At 70.9% G+C, this 22984-nt stretch carries 22 protein-coding genes; 6 read left to right on the top strand and 16 right to left on the bottom strand.

The genetic code is table 11. The features are described from left to right. Positions 1 to 7: 7 nt before the first annotated feature. From BO39_RS15465 to BO39_RS15425, 9 genes are all read right to left on the bottom strand, one after another. Positions 8 to 898, bottom strand: a complete 891-nt coding sequence (locus tag BO39_RS15465) for an alpha/beta fold hydrolase (protein ID WP_043834902.1) — start codon at positions 896 to 898, stop codon at positions 8 to 10. Next, the gene (locus BO39_RS15460) at positions 895 to 2070 is read right to left on the bottom strand and encodes an FAD-dependent monooxygenase (protein ID WP_052402148.1); all 1176 of its coding nucleotides are present in this window, start codon (positions 2068 to 2070) and stop codon (positions 895 to 897) included. Before BO39_RS15460 ends, BO39_RS15465 begins: the two co-directional genes overlap by 4 nt. Before the next feature lie 337 nt (positions 2071 to 2407). After that, positions 2408 to 3433 (bottom strand): ABC transporter substrate-binding protein, encoded by a 1026-nt coding sequence (locus tag BO39_RS15455; protein WP_043834900.1) that lies wholly within the window; start codon positions 3431 to 3433, stop codon positions 2408 to 2410. Positions 3434 to 3535: 102 nt separating this feature from the next. Next, positions 3536 to 4183 carry a hypothetical protein gene (locus BO39_RS15450; RefSeq protein WP_156963699.1) on the bottom strand — a complete coding sequence of 216 codons (648 nt, stop codon included), beginning with the start codon at positions 4181 to 4183 and terminating at the stop codon, positions 3536 to 3538. 119 nt (positions 4184 to 4302) lie between these two features. Beyond that, a complete protein-coding gene (locus tag BO39_RS15445; protein WP_043834898.1) occupies positions 4303 to 5502 on the bottom strand; it encodes an FAD-binding protein in 1200 nt (399 codons plus the stop codon). Positions 5503 to 5613: 111 nt separating this feature from the next. Next, positions 5614 to 7056, bottom strand: a complete 1443-nt coding sequence (locus BO39_RS15440) for an FAD-linked oxidase C-terminal domain-containing protein (RefSeq protein ID WP_043834895.1) — start codon at positions 7054 to 7056, stop codon at positions 5614 to 5616. 160 nt (positions 7057 to 7216) lie between these two features. Continuing rightward, positions 7217 to 7342 (bottom strand): type B 50S ribosomal protein L36, encoded by a 126-nt coding sequence (gene ykgO, locus BO39_RS15435; protein WP_043834892.1) that lies wholly within the window; start codon positions 7340 to 7342, stop codon positions 7217 to 7219. A gap of 252 nt (positions 7343 to 7594) precedes the next feature. After that, entirely contained in the window at positions 7595 to 8875 is a 1281-nt protein-coding gene (locus tag BO39_RS15430) for an Hsp70 family protein (RefSeq protein ID WP_245615181.1), read from the bottom strand. 68 nt (positions 8876 to 8943) lie between these two features. Further along, positions 8944 to 9774, bottom strand: coding sequence for a sulfite exporter TauE/SafE family protein (locus BO39_RS15425; protein WP_043834888.1), 831 nt, complete (start codon positions 9772 to 9774; stop codon positions 8944 to 8946). A 142-nt stretch (positions 9775 to 9916) separates the two neighbouring features. Here BO39_RS15425 and BO39_RS15420 point away from each other — a divergent pair, with 142 nt between their 5' ends. From BO39_RS15420 to BO39_RS15405, 4 genes are all read left to right on the top strand, one after another. Next, positions 9917 to 10675: a sulfite exporter TauE/SafE family protein gene (locus tag BO39_RS15420; protein ID WP_043834886.1), complete on the top strand. Its 759-nt coding sequence runs from the start codon at positions 9917 to 9919 to the stop codon at positions 10673 to 10675. Between the two features lie 12 nt (positions 10676 to 10687). Beyond that, positions 10688 to 11395 carry a cysteate racemase gene (gene cuyB, locus BO39_RS15415; protein WP_043834884.1) on the top strand — a complete coding sequence of 236 codons (708 nt, stop codon included), beginning with the start codon at positions 10688 to 10690 and terminating at the stop codon, positions 11393 to 11395. Positions 11396 to 11459: 64 nt separating this feature from the next. Next, the gene (locus tag BO39_RS15410) at positions 11460 to 12386 is read left to right on the top strand and encodes a dihydrodipicolinate synthase family protein (protein WP_043834882.1); all 927 of its coding nucleotides are present in this window, start codon (positions 11460 to 11462) and stop codon (positions 12384 to 12386) included. Positions 12387 to 12453: 67 nt separating this feature from the next. Next, positions 12454 to 14046, top strand: a complete 1593-nt coding sequence (locus BO39_RS15405; protein WP_043834879.1) for an ABC transporter substrate-binding protein — start codon at positions 12454 to 12456, stop codon at positions 14044 to 14046. Between the two features lie 62 nt (positions 14047 to 14108). Here BO39_RS15405 and aceA read toward each other — a convergent pair whose 3' ends face one another. Then, entirely contained in the window at positions 14109 to 15521 is a 1413-nt protein-coding gene (aceA, locus tag BO39_RS15400) for an isocitrate lyase (RefSeq protein ID WP_052402146.1), read from the bottom strand. A 128-nt stretch (positions 15522 to 15649) separates the two neighbouring features. Here aceA and BO39_RS15395 point away from each other — a divergent pair, with 128 nt between their 5' ends. After that, complete coding sequence (locus tag BO39_RS15395) at positions 15650 to 17056, top strand: helix-turn-helix domain-containing protein (protein WP_043834877.1); 1407 nt, start codon at positions 15650 to 15652, stop codon at positions 17054 to 17056. A gap of 4 nt (positions 17057 to 17060) precedes the next feature. On the opposite strand, the gene sugE is transcribed toward BO39_RS15395, so the two are convergent. The 5 genes from sugE to BO39_RS15370 form a co-directional block, all read right to left on the bottom strand. After that, positions 17061 to 17381: a quaternary ammonium compound efflux SMR transporter SugE gene (sugE, locus tag BO39_RS15390; RefSeq protein WP_043834875.1), complete on the bottom strand. Its 321-nt coding sequence runs from the start codon at positions 17379 to 17381 to the stop codon at positions 17061 to 17063. A gap of 73 nt (positions 17382 to 17454) precedes the next feature. Further along, positions 17455 to 17694, bottom strand: a complete 240-nt coding sequence (locus BO39_RS15385) for a hypothetical protein (protein ID WP_043834874.1) — start codon at positions 17692 to 17694, stop codon at positions 17455 to 17457. A 175-nt stretch (positions 17695 to 17869) separates the two neighbouring features. Next, positions 17870 to 18814, bottom strand: coding sequence for a class A beta-lactamase (gene bla / locus BO39_RS15380; protein WP_052402145.1), 945 nt, complete (start codon positions 18812 to 18814; stop codon positions 17870 to 17872). Positions 18815 to 18819: 5 nt separating this feature from the next. Continuing rightward, positions 18820 to 19890, bottom strand: coding sequence for a tartrate dehydrogenase (locus tag BO39_RS15375; RefSeq protein ID WP_043834873.1), 1071 nt, complete (start codon positions 19888 to 19890; stop codon positions 18820 to 18822). A 369-nt stretch (positions 19891 to 20259) separates the two neighbouring features. After that, positions 20260 to 21207 (bottom strand): mitochondrial fission ELM1 family protein, encoded by a 948-nt coding sequence (locus BO39_RS15370; RefSeq protein ID WP_043834872.1) that lies wholly within the window; start codon positions 21205 to 21207, stop codon positions 20260 to 20262. 225 nt (positions 21208 to 21432) lie between these two features. On the opposite strand from BO39_RS15370, the gene BO39_RS15365 reads away from it, so the two are divergent. Continuing rightward, on the top strand, positions 21433 to 22158 hold the full coding sequence (locus BO39_RS15365) for an orotate phosphoribosyltransferase (RefSeq protein WP_043834871.1): 726 nt from the start codon (positions 21433 to 21435) through the stop codon (positions 22156 to 22158). A 50-nt stretch (positions 22159 to 22208) separates the two neighbouring features. Here the strand turns inward: BO39_RS15365 and BO39_RS15360 are convergent, their stop codons facing one another. Beyond that, a complete protein-coding gene (locus BO39_RS15360) occupies positions 22209 to 22850 on the bottom strand; it encodes a DUF4412 domain-containing protein (RefSeq protein ID WP_043834870.1) in 642 nt (213 codons plus the stop codon). Positions 22851 to 22984: the final 134 nt, after the last annotated feature.

The raw sequence follows: 22984 nt of genomic DNA, 5'->3' as shown, positions 1-22984 counted from the left end.
AACGCCCTCACCGCCCCCGCAGGTCCAGCACCGCCGCAGCGAATTCCGCCGGGCGCTCCTGCGGCAGGTTGTGCCCGCCCCCGCGCACCATCCGGTGCTCGTGCGGCCCCATGAAGTGCCGCGCGTGCCCGGCCGTGCCGCCGCCCGCCAGAACCCCGTCCGCGTCGCCGTCGAGCGTGATGGCCGGCACCGTGATCGCCGGCCGCGCGGCCAGCCGCCGCTCCACCTCCGCCACCGCCGGATCACCGGCCACCAAGCCGAAGCGGTGGCGGTAGGAGTGGATCACCACCTCCACAAAATCCGCGTTGTCGAAGCTCGCTGCCGTGCGCTCGAACGTCGCGTCGTCGAAACCCCATTCCGGCGACCACAGACGCCATAGCAGCCGGCACAGCCCACGCCGGTCCCGCTCCAGTCCGGCCCGTCCGCGCTCGGTGTGGAACAGGTACTGGTACCAGAGCTTGCGCTCATCCTCGGGCGCAGTCGGCTCCATCGCGCGCGCGATGTCCTGGATGTTGTAGCCGTTCTGGGAAACCAGCCCCGCCACCCGCTCCGGCCAGAGCGCCGCCACGACGCAGGCCGCGCGCCCACCCCAGTCATACCCCGCCAGCACCGCGCGCCCGATTCCGAGCGCGTCCAGCAGATCCAGCAGGTCCTGACCGAGCGCCGCCTGCTCCCCCGAGCGCGGCGTGGCGTCGGCGCGGAACCGCGTCTCGCCATAGCCGCGCAGCCAGGGCACGATCACCCGCGCGCCAGCCGCTGTCAGGTGTGGCACCACCCCATCATAGGCGCGCCCGTCATAGGGAAAGCCGTGCATCAGCAGCACGGGCCAGCCGCCGGGATCGCCGCTCTCCTCATAGGCGACGGAGAGCGCCCCCGCCTCGACGCGCCGCGGCGTCATGCCACGTCCGCCGCGGCCCTGCGCGGCAGCCCCGTCTCAGGCTCGCCCGATGGCACCTTGTCCAGCGGCACCGCCCAGGCATCGTACCCATAGACCCAGTCGCCGTTCCCGCCCGCGCGCAGCCAGTTGTTCCCGCGGGAGCCGATCTGAATCCGCGCCGTGCGCTCCTGCCGCAGCCCCTCGTAGCGGCGCAGCGCCGCCGGCACGTCCGCCCCGCCCGAGAGGCAGCGCGCCAGCACCACCGCATCCTCCACCGCCTGGCCCGCGCCCTGCGCCATGAAGGGCAGCATCGGATGGCAGGCATCGCCGAGCAGCGTCACCCGCCCGCGTGACCAAATCGGCAGCGGGTCCCGCTCGTAGAGGGCCGTCTTCAGCACGCTGTCGCAGGCCGCCAGCAGCGCCCGCGCCTCGGGGTGGTAGTCCGCGTATTCCGCGCGCAGCTCATCCACGCTTCCCGGCAGGGTCCAGCTCTCCTCGCGCCAGCTCTCCTGCGGCGTGGTCGCGAAGATGAACACGTCCCGCCCCGCGCTGATCGGGAAGGTGACGATCTGGCTCGCCGGGTTCGGCCCCCACCACTTGGTGAACTGATCCAGCCCCGGCAGGTCCAACCCCTCCCGCGGCACCACCGCGCGATAGGCGACAACCCCCGTGAAGCGCGGCGTCTCCGCCCCGAACAGCGCCGCCCGCACCGCCGAGTGGATGCCATCCGCCCCCACCAGCGCCGAGACCTCCTCCGCGCTCCCGTCGGAGAAGAGAACGCGCACTCCTTCGCCCACCTCCTCCACCGAGGCCGCCTTCCGCCCCAGGCGCACGCAATCGGCTGGCAGCGCCGCCTCCAGCGCTGTCAGCAGGTCCGCCCGGTGCAGCGTGAGTTGCGGCGCGCCGTATTTCGCCTCCGCCTCGTCCGACATCGGCAGGCGCGAGGTCTCCTCTCCCGTGTCGTAGCTGCGGCTCACCCGCGCGACCGGCCGCGCGCCGTGCTCCCGCAGCGCAGCCCCGATCCCGATACCGTCCAGCGCGCGCACCGCGTTCGGTGTCAGGTTGATGTCGGCCCCCACGCGCCCGAAGCGCGCGGCCTGCTCGAACACCACGACCTCATGCCCCGCCTGACGCAGGGCAATCGCGGCCGTCAATCCCCCGACCCCGCCGCCGACGATCCCAATGCGTTCCATGCTTCAACCCTCCGGTCGGATCATCCTTTGGCGGATCGCGGCGAGAAGGAAGTCCCCGGTCTTCCGCTCCTGCGGTCTCGGAGAGGGCGCCGCCCTCTCCGAACCTCTCCCGCCAAGGGCCTGAGGCCCTTGGATCCCCATCTGGCTGCCGCGGATGCGATGATTAGGGACCGGTTCTTTCCTGCGCCCCTTCCTGCGTGTGCAGTCGCCTCGGGTCTATGACCCGAGGCGCACCGGCCGCAAAGCATTCCGAACTCGAAGAAAAAGATGATGGAGAGAGGTCTGGGGAGAGGAAGAATTCCTTCTTCCTCTCCCCAGAGTCACAAGGTCTGCCCGCTCAGAGCATCCGCACCGCCCGAGGCGGCAGAAACTCGTCCGTATAGGCCATTTCCGGCGTCGGACGGTTCGGCAGCTTGAAGGTCTCCACCGTGGCGTCGATCTGCCGTTTCAGCCGGTCCGCCTCCACGAAGGAGAGCCCGTGCTGCCGCACCTTGTCCGACAGCATCATCTCATCGAAGGAGATCTGCTGCCGCTCGGTCTCGATCGCCACGTCCGTCAGCGGCTCGCGCGCCTTCAGCGCGACGATCGCCTCGTTCGGGTTCTTGTAGGCCCAGATCATCCCCTCGGTCAGCGCACCGACCGCCGCGCGCACCGCCTCCGGCTTCTCCCGCAGGATTGCCCGCGTGGTGACGATGCCCGAGCCGTAGAAGTCGAGCCCGTAGTCCCGGTAGTAGAAGACGCGCTGCTGCGGCCGGTCCATGCCCAACGCCTTCAGCGACATGGCGGTGGAGGTGATGAATCCGGTGATTCCGTCGGCGCGCTTCTGCACGAGCATCGGCTCGCGCAGCTCCGGCGAGACGCTCATCCAGTTGATCGACCCGAGGTCGATCCCGGCCGCGTTCGCGAAGACGGGGAAGATCTGTCGCCCGCCGTCAAATTCCGGCGCCGCCAGCGTCTTACCGTTGAGTTGCTTCGGCTCGCGGATCGGCCCGTCCGCCCGCACCGTCGCCGAGAGCGGGGAGCGGTCGTAGAGCACGCCGACGCAGACCAGCCCGCGGTCCGGGTTCTCCGCCATGAAGCGCAGCTGGGAGGTCAGGTCGCCGAAGCCGATGTCGTAGGTGCCGGCCGCGATATCCACGGGCACGCGCCCCGAGCCGTAGCCGCGATTGATCGGCATCTCGAGGTTGTACTTGCGGAACAGCCCTCCCCGCTCCGCCGCGACGGCGAAGGAGTAGCCGCCGTGGATCACCCAATCGAGGGTGAAGCGCAGCTTGTGCGGCGCCTGCGCCAGGGAAAGCCGCGGCGCCGCCAGCAGCCCGGCGCCAAGGCCCAGCGCCGCGCGCCGGCCGATCGTCTGACTCATGCTCTGCCCCCAGAAAAGCGGGCGGCCAGCCGCCCATTGTTTCTGGAGCAGAACCTGCAAGAACCAAGCCAGGGCCGGGCTGCAACGCCCGCCCCGCCCGGCTCAGGGGAAGGTCACGTTTGCCACGTTGCAGAGGTCCACGGCCCGCCGCTCCTCGGCCGAGCGATCGTCGTATTCCACGCGGATGTCGTAGTTGCACTCGCCGGCCGGCAGGCGGATGGCGAAGGTCCCGCCCGGCGCCACCACCGCGTCGCCCAGCCGGTCGTCGCCCCAGCTGCTCTGCGAACTCGGCGAGGCCCGCAGCACCTGGATCGTCTTGCGCGTCCGGTTCACGAGGTTGAAGGAGGGATTGCCCGTCCGCCCCGCCGCCTGCGCACCTCCCTTGCCGGAACCGCCGGGCGCGCCGGACTGCTGGCCGAAGACCACCTCGTTCAGCGGGCAGGTGTCGACCGCTCGCCGCTCCTCCGACTGCCCGCCGTCATAGACCACGCGGATATCGTTCACGCACTGCCCGCTCGGCAGCCGCACGGGGAAGGAGCGCCCGTTGTCGAGCACGTTCTGACCCAGCAGGTCCTGCCCCCAGGAATTCACCTGCGCTGAGGAGACGTAGAGCTCTTGGATCGTCCGGCCGGAGCGGTTGACCACGTTGAAGCTCGGGTCGCTGTTCTGAGCCTGCACCGGCGGGGCGGCCAGGCCGCCGAGAAGGAGGCCAAGGGCCAGGAGGCCCCGGCGCAGCAAGGCTGACCGCATCGTCTTCATCTCTCCAAGCATAATGGGATCGATGTTGAACCGGCCTTTCGATGCGGAACAGGCCAGGAGCCGTGATAATGGCGTGATCGTGAGTGGGCCGCCGCGCGCGATGCCGGCCCTCATACCCCTGCGCGCATCCGTCCTGGGTTCAGCCGCCCGCCCGGGTCCAGAGCCGCCTTCACCCGTCCGGACAGGGCGGCCAGCGCCGGCACCTCATCGGGGATCACGGGCACCGAGACGCGCATCGGATCGGGTGCGCGGAAGAGGGTGAAGGTGCCGCGCGCCCGCCGCGCCGCCTCCATCACGGCCTCATGCGCCGCCGAGGTCGCCGCGCCGGCCACCCAAACCAGCCCGCCGCCCCAGTCGAGCATCACCCGTGCCCCGATGCCGCGCAGCGCGGCCACCGCTTCGGGCGCGAGGGAGGGTCGGACGGAGAGCCGCCACACCGCCTCCCCCTCCGCTGCCGCCAGCGGCGCCGCGTCCCGCACGGCGCGCCACAGCGCCCGTGACTCGTCGCCCTCCAGAACGCGTCCGCCCGGCAGCGCCGCCCGCAGCCGCTCCATCCTGTACTGCACGGAGGCCTCCACGTCCTCCAGGCGCAGCAGGGCAACGGGCCCCGTTATCCCGTTCGCGGAGGCCCCTTCGGGCAGCATCGCGGCCCCCGTCACACCGAAGGGGCTCGTCAGCCCGGCGGAGAGTGCCGCCACCCCCGCTGCCTCGTCGGCCACCGGCAGCACCAGCGTCGCCGTCCGCTCCGGCGCCGGCCCCACCTTCAGCGTCACCTCCGTGATCACCGCCAGCGTCCCGTGGCTGCCCGAGAGCAGCTTGCAGAGGTCGAGTCCCGTGACGTTCTTGTGCACCCGCCCGCCCGAGCGGAGCACCTCGCCCTCCCCGTTCACGAAGCGCAGGCCCAGCACCAGGTCGCGCATCGCGAAGCCGGCTACGCGCCGCGGGCCCGAGAGGTTGCAGGCCACCATCCCGCCGATGCTGCCCTTCCCGCCCCCGGTCGCGCCCAGCAGCGCGCTCAGGTCGGGCGGCTCCGCCACGATCCTCTGGCGCCGCTCCGCCAGGGCCGCCTCGACCTCCTCCAGCGGCGTCCCGGCGCGCGCGCTGATGACCATCTCCTCGGGCTTGTAGAAGGTAATACCCGAGAGAGCGCGCAGCGAGAGCGTCCGCGCCGCCTGCACCGGCCGCAGCATCGCGGCCTTGGTGCCGCGCCCCTCAACCGCCAGCGGCACCCCTTCGGCATGGGCCGCGGCCACGGCGGCCGAAACCCCGGCCTCGTCGGCCGGCGCGATCCTGGACCCTTCCCCGCTCATCGTATTCCGCCCCTGAACCCCGGCCAGGCCGGACCGGCCCGTCCCCGCCGTGCAGAGGCCTCGCCCATCGCGCCGCCCGGCGCAAGCCGCGCGCGCAACGACAGCCCGCCTCTAATGCGCGGCGGGTGCCAGCGCCCCCTCCAGCGGAAACACCTTCGCCGGGTTCAGCAGCCATTCCGGATCGAAGGCCTCCTTCACCCGCCGCTGCTGCTGCAGCTCCGGCCGGGTGAACTGCACGCCCATCAGGTCGCGCTTCTCCACGCCCACCCCGTGCTCCCCCGTCAGGCAGCCGCCGACCTCCACGCAGAGCTTCAGGATATCCGCCCCGAAGACCTCGGCCTTGGCGAAGCTTTCGGGGTCGTTCGCGTCGAACATGATCAGCGGATGCAGGTTCCCGTCCCCCGCGTGGAAGACATTCGCGACGCCCAGCCCGCAGGCAGCGCTCATCTCCCCGATCCGCCGCAGCACATGCGGCAGCTCACTCGTCGGGATGGTGCCGTCCATGCAGAGATAGTCGGGACTGATCCGCCCCACGGCCCCGAAGGCGCCCTTGCGGCCCTTCCAGATGGCCATCGATTCCTCGGCGCTCGCCGCCACGCGCATGCTGATGGGGTCGAAGCGCTCGCAGATCTCGCGGAGGCGCGCGAGCAGCGCGTCCTGCTCCTCACCGCTGCCCTCCACCTCGATGATCAGCATTGCCTCGGCATCCAGCGGATAGCCGGCATGGGCAAAGGCCTCGCAGGCGTGGATGCAGGGCTTGTCCATGAACTCCAGCGCCACGGGGATCACGCCGGAGGCCATGATCGCGTCCACGGCCGCCCCCGCCACCTCGGTCGAGCGGAAGGCCGCCAGCATCGCCCGCTGTCCCTCTGCCGCCCGCAGGATCCGAACCGTTACCTCGGTCACCAGGCCGAGCTGCCCTTCGCTCCCCGTGATCAGCCCGAGCCAATCGTAGCCGGCGGCGTCGAGATGCCCGCCGCCCACCTCGATCACCTCGCCCTCGATGGTCACGAACTTCACGCCGAGAAGGTTGTTCGCGGTCACGCCGTACTTCAGGCAGTGCGCCCCGCCGGAGTTCATCATGACGTTGCCGCCGATCATGCAGGCGAGCTGGGAGGAGGGATCGGGCGCGTAGAAGAACCCCTCCCCCTCCACGGCCTTGGTGATGCCGAGATTCGTCACCCCCGCCTCCACCACGGCCAGCCGGTCAGGGAAGGAGACGTCGAGGATCCGGTTCATCCGCATCAGCCCGACCACCACGGCATCGGCCAGCGGCAGCGCCCCGCCCGAGAGGCTCGTCCCGGCACCTCGCGGTACCACCCGCACCCCGTTCTCGTGGAGGAAGCGCAGCACGCCCGCGACCTGCTCGGTGGAGGTGGGCAGCACCACTGCCAGAGGCGGTTGCCGATAGGCCGAGAGCCCGTCCGTCTCGTAGGGCCGGAGGCGCAGAGGCTCCGCGATCACCCCATCGCCTGGCACCAGCGCCCTGAGCCCGGCTACGATTTCCTCGCGTCGAGCGAGCACCTCGGCCTTCGGCGGGGGCAGGGCGATCATGGGCGTGCCTCTTCGTTCCGGCTTCGGTGTGGCCGTACCTTCAGCCTAAGTAGGTTGAGCGTCCCGCGCGATCCCGCAAGCACGAAAAACCGCCGGACGTGGCGTCCGGCGGCATCGCAACCCACGAGAATCACCCGCGGCCGAAGCCGCGGCGCCCTTCTCAGCCCTGACGGGCCTTCAGGCGGGGGTTCTTCTTGTTGATCACGTACATGCGGCCGCGGCGGCGGACGAGCACGCAGTTCTTGTCGCGCAGCTTGGCGGTCTTGAGCGAGTTGCGGATCTTCATGGTCTGACCTGATCACACGTCGAGGGGGCGGGGCGACAAGGCCGTCCCCGAGGAAGGCGGCGGTATATGGGCAGGGCGGCCAGGGGTCAACCGCCCCGCCGCGCTTCCGTCCTCGTTCAGCCTTCCGAAACCTGTTCGAAGCAGGATCGTTCCGCCGGAAGGAGACCGCCCGATGCTGGAACGCCTGATCCTTATCCTCCGCCGCCTCCGCTACAAGCCCGAGCGCCGCTACATGCGCGGCGCCCGAACGCGCTAGGCCGCCTCGCGCCCCATCAGCGCCAGCCCCTCCGCCACCGAGACGAACTCGCCGCCGCCGAACACCCGCTCCTCCCCGAAGCGCCGCGCGAAGATGGCCCGCACCGCCGGCACGAGGGAGGTCCCGCCCGTCAGGAACACGCGGTCCACGCCCTCCGCCGGCACCCCCGAGTCGAGCAGCGCCGCCTCCACCGCCGCCTCCATCCGCTTGAGGTCCGGCGCGATCCACGTCTCGAAATCCACCCGCTCGATCGGAGCCTCCACCGCGAAGTCCTCGTGCTGGAAGCGCAGCACGGTTCGTTCCTCCGTTGAAAGCGCCGCCTTGGCCGAGGACACGGCGCGGTAGAGCGAGTAGCCCGCCTCGTCCTCGATCAGGCGGATGAGATGGCCCAGCCGCTCCGGGTGATCCGCCGTCCGCGCCACCTCCGCGATCTCGCGCAGCGTCTTCGGCCCGCGCATCAGCGGCAGCTGGTGCCAGCGCGCGAAGCTCGCGTACCAGCCGGGCGGGATCGGCAGCGGCTTGCCCATCACCCGGTACTCGCCCCCCTTGCCCAGGAGGGGGGAGATCACCCGATCGATGATCCGCATGTCGAAGGCATCGCCCGCCAGCCCCACGCCGGCGTGGCCCAGCGCCGTCACCCGGCGCGAATTGGCGGCCGAGTCCCCGGGCGAGCGCCGTGCGCCGCCGGGCTCGAAGCGCAACACCGAGAAGTCGCTCGTCCCGCCGCCGAAATCCCCGACCAGCACGGTCTCCGCCCGCTCGATCCCGCCGGCGAAGCGCTGCCCCGCCGCCGCCGGCTCAAGCGCCACTTCCAGCCCGGGCAACCCCGCGGCGGCGAAGGCGGCCCGCAGCCGGGCCTCGCCAAAATCGTCGTCGGCGCGGTCGCCCACGAAGCGGACGGGCCGCCCCACCACCACCTGGGCGTCGGTCATCTCCGCCCCGAAGGGCGCCAGCAGTTCCCGCAGAAAGAGGGCGATCAGCGCCTCCAGCGTGAAGCGGCGCCCGAGGATCCGCGTCTCGACGAAGCTCCGCTGCGCCAGATAGCTCTTCATGGACATCACCAGCCGGCTGGCGAGGGGCTCCTCCAGATAGGCCTCGATCGCCCGCGGCCCCGCCGCGTGCCGGGCCGCACCGCCAACCGGGTCGGACCAGAAGCAGAGGACCGAGCGGAACACCTCCCCTGTGTCGTGGCGGAGCGTCACCACCTCCCCATCCGGGCGCAGAGCGGTGACCACGCTGTTGGTGGTCCCGAAATCAATGCCGATGACAGGTCGCAAGGCCGGGCTCCCCGCCAGGAAAAGGGGGCGGGTTCAAGCCTGTCCGGGCGCCGATGGCAAGGCCGGGTTCAGGTCACCAGGGAGTAGATCATCCGCACCGCCGTGATCCCCAGGAACACCGCGAAGGCCCGCTTCAGCGCCAGCGGCGGGATGGTGTGCGCCAGATGCACGCCCCAGGGCGTCGCGAGCATGGAGGTCGGCACGATCAGCAGGCACCCGATGAGGTTCACGTAGCCGAGGCTCGCCGGCGGCAGCATCGGGTTCCCCCAGCCCGCATAGACGAAGCCGATCGCCGCCGGGATGGAGATGACGATGCCGAATGCCGAGGCCGTCGCGACCGCCGAGCGGATCGACGTGCCGAAAAGATTCAGCAGCGGCACCCCCACTGTTCCTCCCCCGATCCCCATCATCGCGGAAACGCCGCCGATGAAGAAGCCGAGCACCTGGCGCAGGATGCCCTTCGGAAAGCTCTCCCGCAGCCGTGAGTCCACCCCCGTGAAGCCCATGTTGATGGCGACCAGCAGCGCGATCGCGGCGAAGACCGCCGTCAGCGTGGAGCCCTTCACCCAGATCGCGACAAGCGTGCCCGCCAGCACGCCCACGACCAGCGAGGGAATCATCGCCTTTAGCAGCGGCACGTCCATCGCCCCCCGGGCATAGTGCTTGCGCGCCGACTGGATGGAGGTCGGGATGATCGTCGCCAGCGAGGTCCCGACCGCCAGCTTCATCTGGATGGCCTCAGGGATCGCGAGGAACGGGAAGACGTTGAACAGCACGGGCACGATCACGATGCCCCCGCCGACCCCCAGCAGCCCCGCCAGCGTGCCGGAGACAAGCCCCGTCGCCGCCATCACCGCCGCCAGCGCGGCAATCCAGACGGGATCCTGCATATGTTCCATGGGGATGTCCTGCTCGTCCGCGGGCAGAACCCGGCGGCGCTGATCCGCGGATCGCGCCGCGTGGCGGAGGCTCTAGGCCCGAACGCCGCCCCTGTCAGGGGGGTGCTTGGCGTGAAGCGCGCGCCGGGCGCATCATCTCCGCGTGCCCCTGCTCACCGATCCCCTGTTCTACGCCCTCGCCATCCCCGGCTTCATCCTCAACGGGATCAGCAAGGGTGGCTTCGCCTCCGGCGCGGGTAATGTCGCCGTCCCCCTCATGGCGCTGGCCGTTCCCGCCCCCCAGGCCATCGGCATCTCCCTGCCGGTCCTCTGCGTGATGGACGTCGCGGGGCTGCGGGCCTGGTGGGGCAAGTGGAGCGCGCGGGAGATGCGGGCCATCCTTCCCGCCGGCCTCCTCGGCCTCGTGCTCGGCATCCTCGCTTTCGGCCTCATCCCCGCGCGGGGAATGAGCCTTCTCCTCGGCGGCATCACCCTCGTCTTCCTCGCCCGCAGCCTCTGGCAGCGTTTCCGCGGCGCCTCGCCCGCGCCCGAGCCGCCCAACCAGGCCAAAGCCTGGTTCTGGGGCACCGCCTCCGGCTTCGCGAGCACCGTCGCCCATACCGGCGGCCCGCCGCTCGCGATCTACCTCTACCCGCTGAAGCTCGACCGCGCGGCGCTGGCCGCCACCACCACCGTCTTTTTCGGGGTGATGAACTACGCGAAGCTGGTGCCCTACTGGGGCCTTGGGCTGCTGGACACGACGAATATCCTCACCAGCCTCGTCCTCATTCCCGCCGCGCCCGTCGGCGTGAACCTTGGCATCTGGCTGCAAAGCCGCATCAGCGACCGCCTCTTCTACAACATCGTCTACGTCCTGCTCGCCATCACTGGCGCGAAGCTCGTCTGGGACGGGCTTTCCTAAGGAGGTCCCCGCATGACCGACCGCATCCTCGGCGTCCTCGGCGGCATGGGCCCACTGGCCAGCGCCGAGTTCATGCGCCAGCTCACCCTCCTCACGCCCGCCGAGCGCGACCAGGACCACATCCCCGCCATCCTCTGGTCCGACCCCCGCGTGCCGGACCGCACCGCTGCCCGCCTGGGGACCGGCCCCGACCCCCTGCCCGCGCTTCTCCGCGGCATCCGGGGCCTGGAGGCCGCCGGCTGCGGTGCCATCGCCATCCCCTGCAACACCGCCCATGGCTGGATCGACGGCATGCGTGCCGCGACCGAGCTGCCCATCCTCCATATCGTGGACGCCGCCGCCGAGGCCCTTCGCCGCCAGGGCATCGGCCCCGGCCCCATCGGCGTCATGGGCACTGCCGCCACCCTGGCCATGAACCTCTTCCAGGACGGCCTGCGCGCCGGCGGCTGGGAGGTGTCGACCCCGACCGAGGCGGAGATGGCTCGCCTCGTCACCCCCGGCATCGCCCTGGTGAAGGCCAACCGCGTGGCCGAATCCCACGCGCCCCTGGCCGAGGCCGCCCAGGCCCTCGCCACTCGCGGTGCCCGGGCCGTGGTCCTCGGCTGCACCGAAATCCCGCTCGGCATCGCCGCGGGGCCGGCCCAAGCTTTTCCGGTGATCGACACGATCGAGGCGCTGGCCCTCGCCTCCATCCGCTGGGTGCGCAGGGAGGACGCCTGAACCTTCGCGCACCCGTCCATTCCGAATAGCCTACGTTCCGGCCACGACGAGGAAGGGATCGAACATGGCAAAGATCGGCTGGCAGGGCGTCTTCCCCGCCGTCACCACCCAGTTCCGCGACGACTTCAGCCTGGATCTGGCCGCCACCCACAAGGTGATCGGCAACCTTGTCCGCGACGGCGTCTCCGGCCTCATCGTCTGCGGCACCGTCGGCGAGAACACCGCGCTCTCCCTCGCCGAGAAGGTGCAGGTGATGGAGGCCGCGAAGGACGCCGCCGCCGGGCGCGTGCCCGTCATCGCGGGGATCGCCGAGTTCACGACCGCTTTCGCGAAAGATACGGCAAGGGAGGCCGCGCGCATCGGCCTCGACGGCATCATGGTGATGCCCGCCCTCGTCTACTCCGCCAAGCCGCACGAGACGGCCGCGCATTTCCGCGGCGTGGCCTCGGCCACCGACCTGCCCGTCATGGTCTACAACAACCCGCCCATCTACAAGAACGACGTCACCCCCGACATCCTGGCGATGCTCGCGGATGTCGAGACGATCGTCTGCTTCAAGGAATCCTCCGGCGACACCCGCCGCTTCACCGATCTCCGTAACCTCGTCGGCGACCGCTTCACCCTTTTCGCGGGCCTCGACGACGTGGTGGTGGAAAGCGTGCTGATGGGCGCCGAGGGCTGGGTCTCCGGCATGTCCAACGCCTTCCCGGTGGAGGGCGAGACCCTTTTCCGCCTGGCGCGCGAAGGGCGCATGGCCGAGCTCATGCCGATCTACGAGTGGTTCATGCCCCTCCTGCACCTCGATGCCCGCCCGGACCTCGTGCAGTGCATCAAGCTTTGCGAGAGCATCATGGGCCGCGGTTCCGCCATCACCCGCCCGCCACGCCTGGCACTTCCGGAAAAGGAGCGCGCCGAGGTGGAGGCGATGATGCGCGCTGCCCTCGCGAAGCGCCCGGCGCTCCCCGATGTCGGCCTCAGGATCGCGGCCTGAAACCAAGGAGCCAAAGGCTCCCAAGAAAAAATCGGCACACGGCATCCCCACAGACGAGGACCACCCGATGAACCCCACCCGCCGCCACCTGCTTGCCGGGGGCGCCGCCCTTGCCCCCGCCCTGGCCGGAATGCCCTACATCGGCCCCGCGCGCGCGCAGTCCGCGGCCCCGCTGCGCTTCATCCCCTCCACGCCGCTGCCCTCGCTGGATCCGATCGTCGCCACGAGCTACGTCATCCGCAACCATGGCTACCTCATCTACGACACGCTCTTCGCGACCGACGAGAACTTCGGGATCAAGCCCCAGATGGTGCAGTCCTGGGAGAGTGCGCCGGACGGCCTGAAATGGACCTTCCACCTCCGCGACGGGCTGATGTTCCACGACAACCAGCCCGTTCGCGCCGAGGACTGCATCGCCTCCATCCGGCGCTGGTCCGCGCGCGACGCCTTCGGCCAGACCTTCGCGACCTTCGTGGAGGGCTATGACGCGGTGGATGCCCGCACCTTCGCCATCCGCCTCAAGCGCCCCTTCCCGCAGATCACGGCGGCGCTCGGCAAGCTCTCCTCCAACGTTCCCTTCATCATGCCCGAGCGGGTCGCGAACACCGATCCCTCCCGCAACATCACCGAGGCCATCGGCTCCGGCCCCTGGCGCTTCCAGGCTGCGCAATGGGTGCCCGGCCAGAACGCCATCTACGAGCGCTTCGCGGCCTACAAGCCGCGCGAGGAAGCGCCCTCCTGGGCCGCCGGCGGCAAGGTCGCACGGATCGACCGCATCGAGTGGCTGGCGCTGACCGAGCCCGCCGCCGCTGTCGGCGCCATGGTCCAGGGCGAGGTGGACTGGTACGAGCAGCCGCCCGTGGACCTGCTGCCCGTCCTCAAGCGCGACCGCAACATCGCCATCCAGAACGTGCCGCTCGGCCTGATCCTGCTGATGCGCTTCAACCACACGCAGCCGCCCTTCAACAACCCGAAGGTGCGCCAGGCTGTGATGGCCGCGATGCGCCAGGACGACTACATGCAGGCCGTCGTCGGCAACCCCGAATACTACACGGAGGCGAAGACCTTCTTCACCGCGGGCTCGCCCATGTCTTCCGGCGCCGGCGGCGCGGAGGCGATGCCCGGCGACCTCAATCGCGCCAAGGCCCTGCTGCGCGAGTCCGGCTACGCCAACGAGAAGGTCGTGCTGCTCGCCGCCGCCGACCAGCCGATTGCCTACAACCAGTGCCTGGTCACGCAGCAGCTCCTGAAGAACCTCGGCATGAACGTGGAGCTCGTCTCGACGGACTGGGCGAGCTTCATCGGGCGCCGTGCCAATCGCGGCGGGGTCGATTCGGGCGGCTGGTCGGTGTTCCACACCCTCTGGTCCGGCGCCGACACGCTGAACCCTGCGCTGCACCCGCTGATCCGCGCGAACGGCGCGAGCGCCTGGTTCGGCTGGCCGACCGACCCGGAACTCGAATCGCTCCGCGACGAGTGGATCGCCAGCGATGACCTAGCCAACCAGAAGACCCTCGCAGCCCGCATCGAGCGCCGCGCGTTCGAGACCGTGCCCTACGCGCCGGCCGGCAAGGTCGAGCAGCCCATGGCCTACCGCAAAAACCTCACGGGCATGGTGCTCTCCCCCGTGCAGTTCTTCTGGAACATGGAGAAGAAGTAGCGCCCCGATGCAGGAAGCGGGGCACGAGGGCCCCGCTTCCCAATCCAGGCGTGCGGCGCGGCCTACTTCGCCATGGCGGGCGCGCCGCGCTCCCCGCAGGCCCAGCCGTGCTCGTGGACGAGCCCGTCGTCGTGGTCCACCGGCTCGCCGCCGATCATCGGCGTCGGGTTGTGCCCGTCATGGAACTGCGCCGCCTCGGTCGAGGTCTTCAGCGCGGTGGTGGAGGACTGCCCGCCGCTCGCGGCCGTCGCCACCGCGTCGAAGTAGCCGACACCCACCTCGCGCTGGTGGCGCGTGGCCGTGTAGCCGTCCGCCTCCGAGGCGAACTCCGCCTGCTGGAGTTCGGAATAGGCGGCCATGCCGCGCTCGCGGTAGCCGCGGGCGAGCGTGAACATCGAGTGGTTCAGGCTGTGGAAGCCGGCCAGCGTGATGAACTGGAACTTGTAGCCCATGGCCGCGATCTCGGCCTGGAACCTCGCGGCCGCCTCCTCGCCCATCTTCCGCTTCCAGTTGAAGCTCGGCGAGCAGTTGTAGGCGAGCAGCTTGCCCGGGAACTCCTTATGGATCGCCTCCGCGAAGCGGCGCGCATCCTCGAGGTCCGGGTCGCTCGTCTCCCACCATAGCAGGTCGGCATAGGGCGCGTAGGCCAGGCCGCGGGCGATCGCGTAGTCCTTGCCGCAACCGGGCCTGATCCGGAAGAAGCCCTCGGGCGTGCGTTCGCCGGTGATGAAGGGCCGGTCGCGCTCATCCACGTCGCTCGTGAGAAGCTGCGCGCTCTCGGCATCCGTGCGGCACAGCAGCACCGTCGGCACGCCCTCCACGTCGGCCGCGAGGCGCGCGGCGTTCAGCGTGCGGATGTGCTGGGAGATCGGCACCAGCACCTTCCCGCCGAGATGCCCGCACTTCTTCTCGGAAGCGAGCTGGTCCTCGAAATGCACGCCCGCAGCGCCCGCCTCGATCATCGCGCGCATCAGCTCATAGGCGTTCAGCGGCCCGCCGAAGCCGGCCTCGGCATCGGCGATGATCGGCGCCATCCAGTGGGTGGTGTCGCCGCCCTCCTGCGTCGCGATCTGGTCGGCCCGGCGGAGCGCGGCGTTGATGCGGCGGATCACCTTCGGCACGGAATCCACGGAATAGAGCGACTGGTCCGGGTACATCTCCCCGTTCGAGTTCGCGTCCGCCGCCACCTGCCAGCCGGAGAGATAGATCGCCTTCAGCCCGGCCTTCACCTGCTGCAGCGCCTGGTTGCCCGTCAGCGCGCCGAGCGTCGGCACGAAGGGCTCGCTGTGCAGCAGCCGCCAGAGCCGCTCGGCACCCATCTCGGCCAGCGTGTGCCTGATCCGGAACGAACCCGAGAGCCGCTCGACATCGGTCGGCGTATAGTCGCGCCGGATCCCGTCGAAACGCCCGGGCGAGGCGCCGTAGCCGCTGCCGGAACCGTCGGGGGAAAAGGTGGGGTTGGTGTGGTTGTGCATTGCATGTCCTCCTGCGGTGAATGATTGACATTGCAACGCGGGAAAGCGAGCGTCCGTAGGGGGTTACACCCTGTAAACCCGTGAATTCCTTCACTGTTCAGGCCCGAAATCAGTAAAGGATGTAAATCATGGCGCGCCCCATGATTGGCCGGGTCGTCCGGCGGCTGAGGCAGGAACGCGGCATCACCCAGGCCGCGCTGGCCGCCCGCCTCGGCATCTCCGCCAGCTACATGAACCTTATCGAGGCCGATCAGCGCGCCATCACCGCCAGCCTCGTCTTCAAGATCGCCGACGCCCTCTCGGTGGACCTCGCCCTCCTCTCCGGCCAAGCGGAGGGGCGGCTGGAGGCCGGACTGCGCGAAGTGTTTCGGGACCCGCTGCTCGGCGCCGAAGCCGTGCCGGAGGAACAGGCCGTCACCCTCGCCTCCGCCGCCCCGGATGCCGCCCGCGCCGTCCTCGCCCTATGGCGCGCCTGGCGCGTGGCGCGGGAGGACTCCGCCGGTCTTTCCCTCCCCTCCGGCCGCCGCCTGCTGCTGCCCGGGGAGGAGGCGCGGGACGCCTTCCACGATGCGGCCAACCACTTCCCCGCCCTGGAGGAAGCCGCCGAGGCCCTCCGCACCTTCCTGGGCGACCCCACGCCCCAGTCCCTGGACCACGCCCTCGCCGAGCGCCTGCGCGCCCATCACGGCCTGACCGTGACGGTCGGCGTTCTGCCCGGCGCCGCGCTGCGCCGCTACGACGCGGTCACGGCCCAGCTGGCGCTGAGCGAAACCCTCCCGCGCGAGAGCCGCAGTTTCCACCTCGCCTTCACCCTTGCGCTGCTCGAGGCACGGGAGGCGGTGGAGCGCGTGATCGCCGCGATCGAGCCGAGCACGGAGGAGGCCGCGGGCATGCTCCGCATCGGCCTGCTGAACTACGTCGCGGCGGCGGTCATGCTGCCCTACGCGCCCTTCCTCGCCGCCGCCCGCGCACTGCGCCACGACGTCGCGGCGCTCTCCGCCCGCTTCGCCGCCTCTTTCGAGCAGACCTGCCATCGCCTCTCCACCCTCCAGCGGGAGGGGGCACGCGGCGTGCCCTTCTTCTTCCTTCGCGTGGACCCCGCGGGGAACGTCTCGAAGCGCTTTTCCGCCGCCGGCTTCCCCTTCGCGCGCGGCGGCGGCTCCTGCCCGCGCTGGATACCCCATGCGGCCTTCGCCACGCCGGGCCGCATTGTCGTCCAGGTGGCCGAACTGCCCGACGGCGCCGAATTCCTCTGCTTCGCCCGCACGGTGGAGCACCCCGCCACCCGCTGGGGCGAGCCCGTGCCCATCCAGGTCGTCGCCATGGGCTGCGCCATCGGCCGCGCGCCGGAGGTCTGCTACGCGGACGGCCTCGATCTCGCCTCCGCCAAGGTCGGCATCGGCCTCTCCTGCCGCCTCTGCGACCGGCCGGATTGCCGCTCCCGCGCCTTCCCGCCGCTGGAGCACCGCCTGTTGCTGGATCCCGCGACCGCCGGGGCGCCTTTCGTCTTCTCGCGGCCGGGGGCGCCGGGCTGAGCCCTCACTCCCCGGAGGAGAGCTTCAGCCCCACCAGCCCGGCCAGGATCAGCCCCGCCGAGGCCAGCCGCAGCGGCGTTGCCGCCTCGCCCAGCACCACGATTCCGACGAGGAAAGCGCCCAGCGCCCCGATGCCTGTCCAAATCGCGTAGGCCGTGCCGAGCGGCAGGTTCCGCATGGCAAGCCCGAGCAAGCCCACGCTCGCGACCATGGCGACGACCGTCAGGGCCGCCCAAGCTGGCCGCGTGAAGCCCTCCGAGGCCTTCATCCCGAAGGCCCAGACGACCTCCAGCAGCCCCGCGAGAATGAGAAGAACCCAGGCCATGGCGCACCCCCGTAAGGCCCGGCAGAAAACCGGCCCTCCGGCGCGATTCGCGCCAAAGCCGGGCCTTATCGTGTCAGTCGCACTCGCAGCCCGGCGTCGGGCCGGGATCGGCGCGCACCACGTGGTGGTCAATCCACTCCGCCACCAGGCGGCGCGCCTCGGTCATGCTCGCCTCGGGATGGTGGATCCGGTAGAGCGAGGTGCAGGCCCCGAAGGCGCTGTAATCGCTCGTTCCGACATCCCGCAACTCGCGATAGGCGGTCACCACGGCACGCTCGCAATTGCGGGCGATGTAGCTGTAGTCCTGCCCCATCCGGTCGAACCCCACTTCCCGTTTGCGCAGTTGTTGAGAATAACTCGCAACCGCTTCACGTGTTATACCGACACCTGTACAAGCGTTCAAGTGTGCGCTGCGCCCATGCACCGATTCGCCGAATACAGCACCCGCGAGGACCGTTACGGCTCCGCACCGCCGTCGGAAAGGTCCCTCAGGTTGCGGCCACCGCCCGGCCCACCGCCGCCAGCGCCGCGTCCCGCGCCTGCAGCGGCGCAGCGGACTCGGTGAGATAGGCGGCCACCAGTATCGGCCGGCCGCCTGGCGGCCAGATCGCCGCCACGTCGTTGCTCGTGCCGAACCCCGCCGCGCCGCTCCTATTCCCGCAGATCCAGCCCTGCGGCAGCCCCGCGCGGATCTTCGTGTCCCCGGTCCGGCACCCGATCATCCAGGCGTTCAGCAAACCCCGCAGCGGCGCGGAGAGCAGGTTGCCCACCAGCAGCCGCTCCATGCTCACCAGCATGAAGTTCGGCGTCGTCGTGTCCCGCGGGTCGCCCGGCCGCCCCTCGCCGAGCGCCGTCTCCCGCCGGTCCAGCCGGAAGCCGGCGTCGCCCCAGTCCCCGGCGCGTTCGGTCAGCCCCTCCGGCCCGCCCACCAGGGGCAGAAGCAGGTTGGCGGCGGCGTTGTCGCTCCAGACCATGACCGCCTCGAGAAGCTCGCCCACCCGCATCCCCTCGGGCCCGACCCGCTTCTCCGTCACCGGCGCGTAATCCACGAGGTCCGAGGCCTCGATCGGCACCCGCCGCTCCAGGTCCTCCCGCCCCTCATCAACCTCTCGCAGCACCGCCCCGGCGAGGACGAGCTTGAAGGTGCTTGCCAGCGGAAACCGCTCCGCGCCGCGCCAGGTGGCCCAGGCGCGCGTCGCGGTATCGAGCACCGCGACGCCAAGCCGCCCCCCGCCCGCGCGCTCCGCCTCGCGGAGTGCCGCGATGAACGCCTCGCCGAAGCGCCCGCCGGGGGAGAAGGCGGCCTCCGGCGCGCCGAACGCCCCGCCTTCGGCCGGCGCCGCCCCCTGGCCCAGCACCGGCCCCGCCATGACCGCCTCGGCCAGCGCCAGCCCGCCCAGCAAGCTCCGCCGGCCCAGCACCAGCCTCAGCACCGGCTTCAGCCCCGGGCCACGGCCTCGGCGAGGGCTTTGCCCACCTCCACCGTGCCCGCATTCCCGCCAAGATCCCGCGTGCGCGGCCCGCCTTCGGCCAGCAGCGCCTCGATCGCCGTCGTGATCGCCCCGGCCGCCTCCGCCTCGCCCAGGTGCTCCAGCATCAGCGCCCCCGACCAGATCTGCGCGATGGGGTTGGCCACGCCCTTCCCCGCGATATCAGGCGCGCTGCCATGCACCGGCTCGAACATCGAGGGATGCGCCCGCTCCGGGTTGATGTTGGCGCTCGGCGCGATCCCGATCGAGCCCGCGACCGCCGGCCCCAGATCCGAGAGAATGTCCCCGAAAAGGTTCGACCCCACCACCACGTCGAACCAGTCCGGGTGCTGCACGAAATGCGCGCAGAGGATGTCGATGTGGAACTGGTCCGTCGCCACCTCCGGGTAGTTCTTCGCCATCTCCGCGAAGCGCTCGTCCCAGAAGGGCATGGTGAAGGTGATGCCGTTCGACTTGGTGGCCGAGGTCAGCTTCCGCCGCGGCCGCTTCATCGCCAGCTCGAAGGCGTACTTCATCACGCGGTCGCAGCCGTGGCGCGTGAAGACACTCTCCTGGCTGACGAACTCGCGCGGCGTCCCCCGGAACATCCGCCCGCCGGAGGAGGAGTACTCGCCCTCCGTGTTCTCGCGCACCACGACGAAGTCGATGTCCTCCGGCGCACGGTTGGCCAACGGCGAGCGCACGCCCGGCATCAGCCGGCAGGGGCGCAGGGAGATGTACTGATCGAAGTCCCGCCGCATCGGGATCAGCAGGCCCCAGAGCGAGACATGGTCCGGCACCCCCGGCCAGCCCACGGCCCCGAGGAAGATGCTGTCCGACCCGCGCAGCTGGTCAAGCCCATCCTCCGGCATCATCCGCCCGGTCTTTTGGTAGAGCTCGCAGGACCAGTCGTAATGCGTCAGCTCCAACTCGAAGCCGAAGCGCCGCCCGGCAGCCTCGAGCACCCGCAGCCCCTCCGGCGTGGTCTCCTTGCCGATCCCATCACCGGGAATGACCGCGATCCTGTGCCTGCGCGCCATGGGGTTCCTCCGTCCTTCGGACCCCTCCTGCCCCCGGAACGGCGCCTGGGCAAGGGCCGGTGCCGGCTCCTGCCGCCGAGGCCCTCCCCTTCCCTGGCCCTCGTCCGTGACGCTGGGGAGGGGAAGAAGGAATTCTTCCTCTCCCCACACCCCTCTCCATCATCTTTTTCTTCGAGTTTGAAAGCCTTTGCGGCCGGTGCGCCTCGGGTCACTGACCCGAGGCGACCGCACGAACAGGAAAGGGTGCCGGGAAGCAGAACCGGCCTCTAATCATCGCATCCGCGACAGCCAGATGCAGGTCCAGGAGCCTCAAGCTCCTGGCGGGAGAGGTTCGGAGAGGGCAGCGCCCGCGGCCACAAGGACCGGCCCTCAACCAAGGAACCGCGCCCGCACCACCTCGGCCACCCGCCCGCTCTCGTCGAGCGGCGCGCGCGGTGGTGCCTCGGGGTAGCGCGCCAGCGGCACCGCCTGGCCCGCCGCCTCCAACGCCGCGATCAACGCCCGATGGCGCGGTGCCCCCGGCGGTGGCCCGGCGACGAAGACCGGCCCCGCCGTCGCCAGCGCCTCGGACAGCATCGAGACCGAGTCCCCCGTCACCACCACCCGGTCCGCATGGGCGAGGAAGCCGGCATAGGGGTTGGGCCCCGCCGCCCCCCAGCGGTGCAGAACCCCTGGCACGCCTGCAAGCCGCGCGGCCAGCGCCGCTCCCGCCGGTTCCCCCGTACGCCGGCTCGTCGTCACCAGCAGGCTGCCCGCGCCGGGCAGCGCGCGCTCGATGATCGCCAGCGCGGCCGAGGGCTCCATTCCCTCCCCCCGGACGGGGCCGCCGAGCAGCACCGCCACGCGCGGCCCAGGCAGCGCGGCCAGCGAGGTCCATTCCTCCCGCGCCGCCGCCAGCACCGCGGGCGAGACGCGGTGCGTGGCCCCGAGGATCGGCAGCAGGTTCGGCGCCGCTTCCGGCGCGTCGTGCCGGCCGATCACCAGAAGATCGAAATCCTCCGCTCCGGCGCCGGGCCGCATGCAGTGCACGGTCCGCGCGCCCTGCCGCCGCAGCCAGCGGGATACGGGCGCCGAGCGTCGCCCCGCCGAGATCACCAGCCGTGGCCAGGGCGGCACGATCGCTGCCCGCGCCTGCGCGGAAAGCCCTATGAGGCCTGGCCACGGGAGCGGCAGCGCGGCCAGCGGCCCCCATTCCATCGGCACGATGCGGAAGGGCACCCCCAGCCGCTCCGCGATGCCCAGCGCCTGCGCCGCCGTCCCCGCCCGCGGGTCCGCCAGCACCCAGACAGCTGCCGAGTCGCCCCCGGTGCCGCTCACCCGCGCCCCGCCTCCCGCCGTGAGGCAGCCCCAGCAAGCATGATGGCAGGTACGAACACCGGCAGCGGCGCGCCCGGGCAGGTCCGACGGCGTGGCGCGGCCCCGCCCCGCGCAGCCGCGCATGGACGCCGCCCCGCCGCCCCGCTAGGGAACGCCCGCTTGACCCCACGCCTCCCGGCCCCCTCGTTCCTGGCCCGGGGGCTGCCGCCGCGAGGGAGAAGATCCATGGCCATCCAGCACGCCTCCGAGTGGGACCGCGACGCGGCGCTCACCACCGCCCGCATCCTGCTCGAGATCAAGGCGGTGAACTTCCGGCCGGAGGAGCCCTACACCTTCACCTCGGGCTGGAAGAGCCCCGTCTATATCGACTGCCGCCGCATCATCTACTTCCCCCGCGCGCGCAAGACGATCTGCGATCTGGCCGCCGAGAAGATCGGCCGCCACATCGGCTACGAGACCATCGAGGCGGTGGTCGGCGGCGAGACCGCCGGCATCCCCTTCGCCGCCTGGATCGCCGACCGGATGATGGCGCCCATGGCCTATGTCCGGAAGAAGCCGAAGGGCTTCGGCCGCAACTCGCAGATCGAGGGCGACGTGCCCGAGGGCAAGCGCACCCTGCTGGTGGAGGACCTGACCACCGACGGCGGCTCCAAGATCCGCTTCGCCCAGGTGCTGCGCGACGCCGGCGCGAAGTGCGACGACACCTTCGTGGTCTTCTTCTACGGCGTCTTCCCCGGCGCCTTCGACACGATGAAGGCGATGAACCTCAACCTGCTGCACCTCTGCACCTGGTGGGACGTGCTCGAGGTCTGCCGCGAGCGCCCCTATTTCGAGGAGCCCGCCCTGCGCGAGGTCCGGCGCTTCCTCGAGAACCCCGTGGAATGGTCCAAGTCCCATGGCGGCATCGGCAGCGCCGAGGAAGCGGCCGCCAAGGGCATCACCGCGGCCTGAGGACAGCCCCCCCGGTAAGGGCCCCGCACCCGGCGGCGGGGCCCCGAACTTCAGCGCGCCGGTCGGGCGGGCGCTGCGCCGCTGGCCGGGGGCGCCGCCCCGCCGGGCGGCTGCGTCGGCATCTGCATCGTCTGGAAGCCATCCGGCACCCGGAAGCGCGTGGCATCCTGCGCGCCGTAGCGCACCTCCGTCGCCTCCAGCCGCGACGTGCCGCTCCCGTCCGGCAGCGGCGAGGCCGCGCGCAGCATCACCCCATCCTCCGTCACGCAGATCGTGCTCGTGCCCTGCGGCACCGCCACGTCCCACTCCTGGCAGGATAGCCCCGCAACCTGCGCCGTGCCCTTGCGGGTGAAGCGCGCGTCCGGCGGCGCGTCCTGCGACATCGCCGCCGCGGCATCGGCCGGCAGCGTGAGCACCATGCGTTGCGGCTCCATCACCATGACCGCGGAATTCGCGCGGCGGTCGATCAGCATCCAGCCCATCCCCCCCGGCGGATCAACGCGCTGCTTGCCCTCGGTGATCGACCAGGACATCCGCATCTCCTGCGGACCCGCGTTCGGCTGCCCCGGCATGCCGCCCAGGCGGTAGGTCACCGCGACGTCGCGCGTCGGCCGAATATTGGCTGGCGCTCCCTGCGCAAACGCAACGCCCGGCAGCGCCAGCACGGCGGCGGCGACGAAGATCCTCAGCATGATGCCCTCCCGGCATGTTCCACCCCCATCTGCCCCCGACCCGCCACCCCGCCCAGCCAGCCCTGCCGCACGATACGGAGAGCGGGTGCCAGAGGAGCTGCTTGCGGGAAGGAAACGGCTCAGGTAACAAGGGG

This window comes from Roseomonas aerilata DSM 19363, from assembly GCF_000711725.1.
Classification (GTDB): domain Bacteria; phylum Pseudomonadota; class Alphaproteobacteria; order Acetobacterales; family Acetobacteraceae; genus Roseomonas; species Roseomonas aerilata.
The sequence above is the reverse complement of the archived record's forward strand: the minus strand, read 5'-3'. Positions and strand labels throughout refer to the sequence as shown.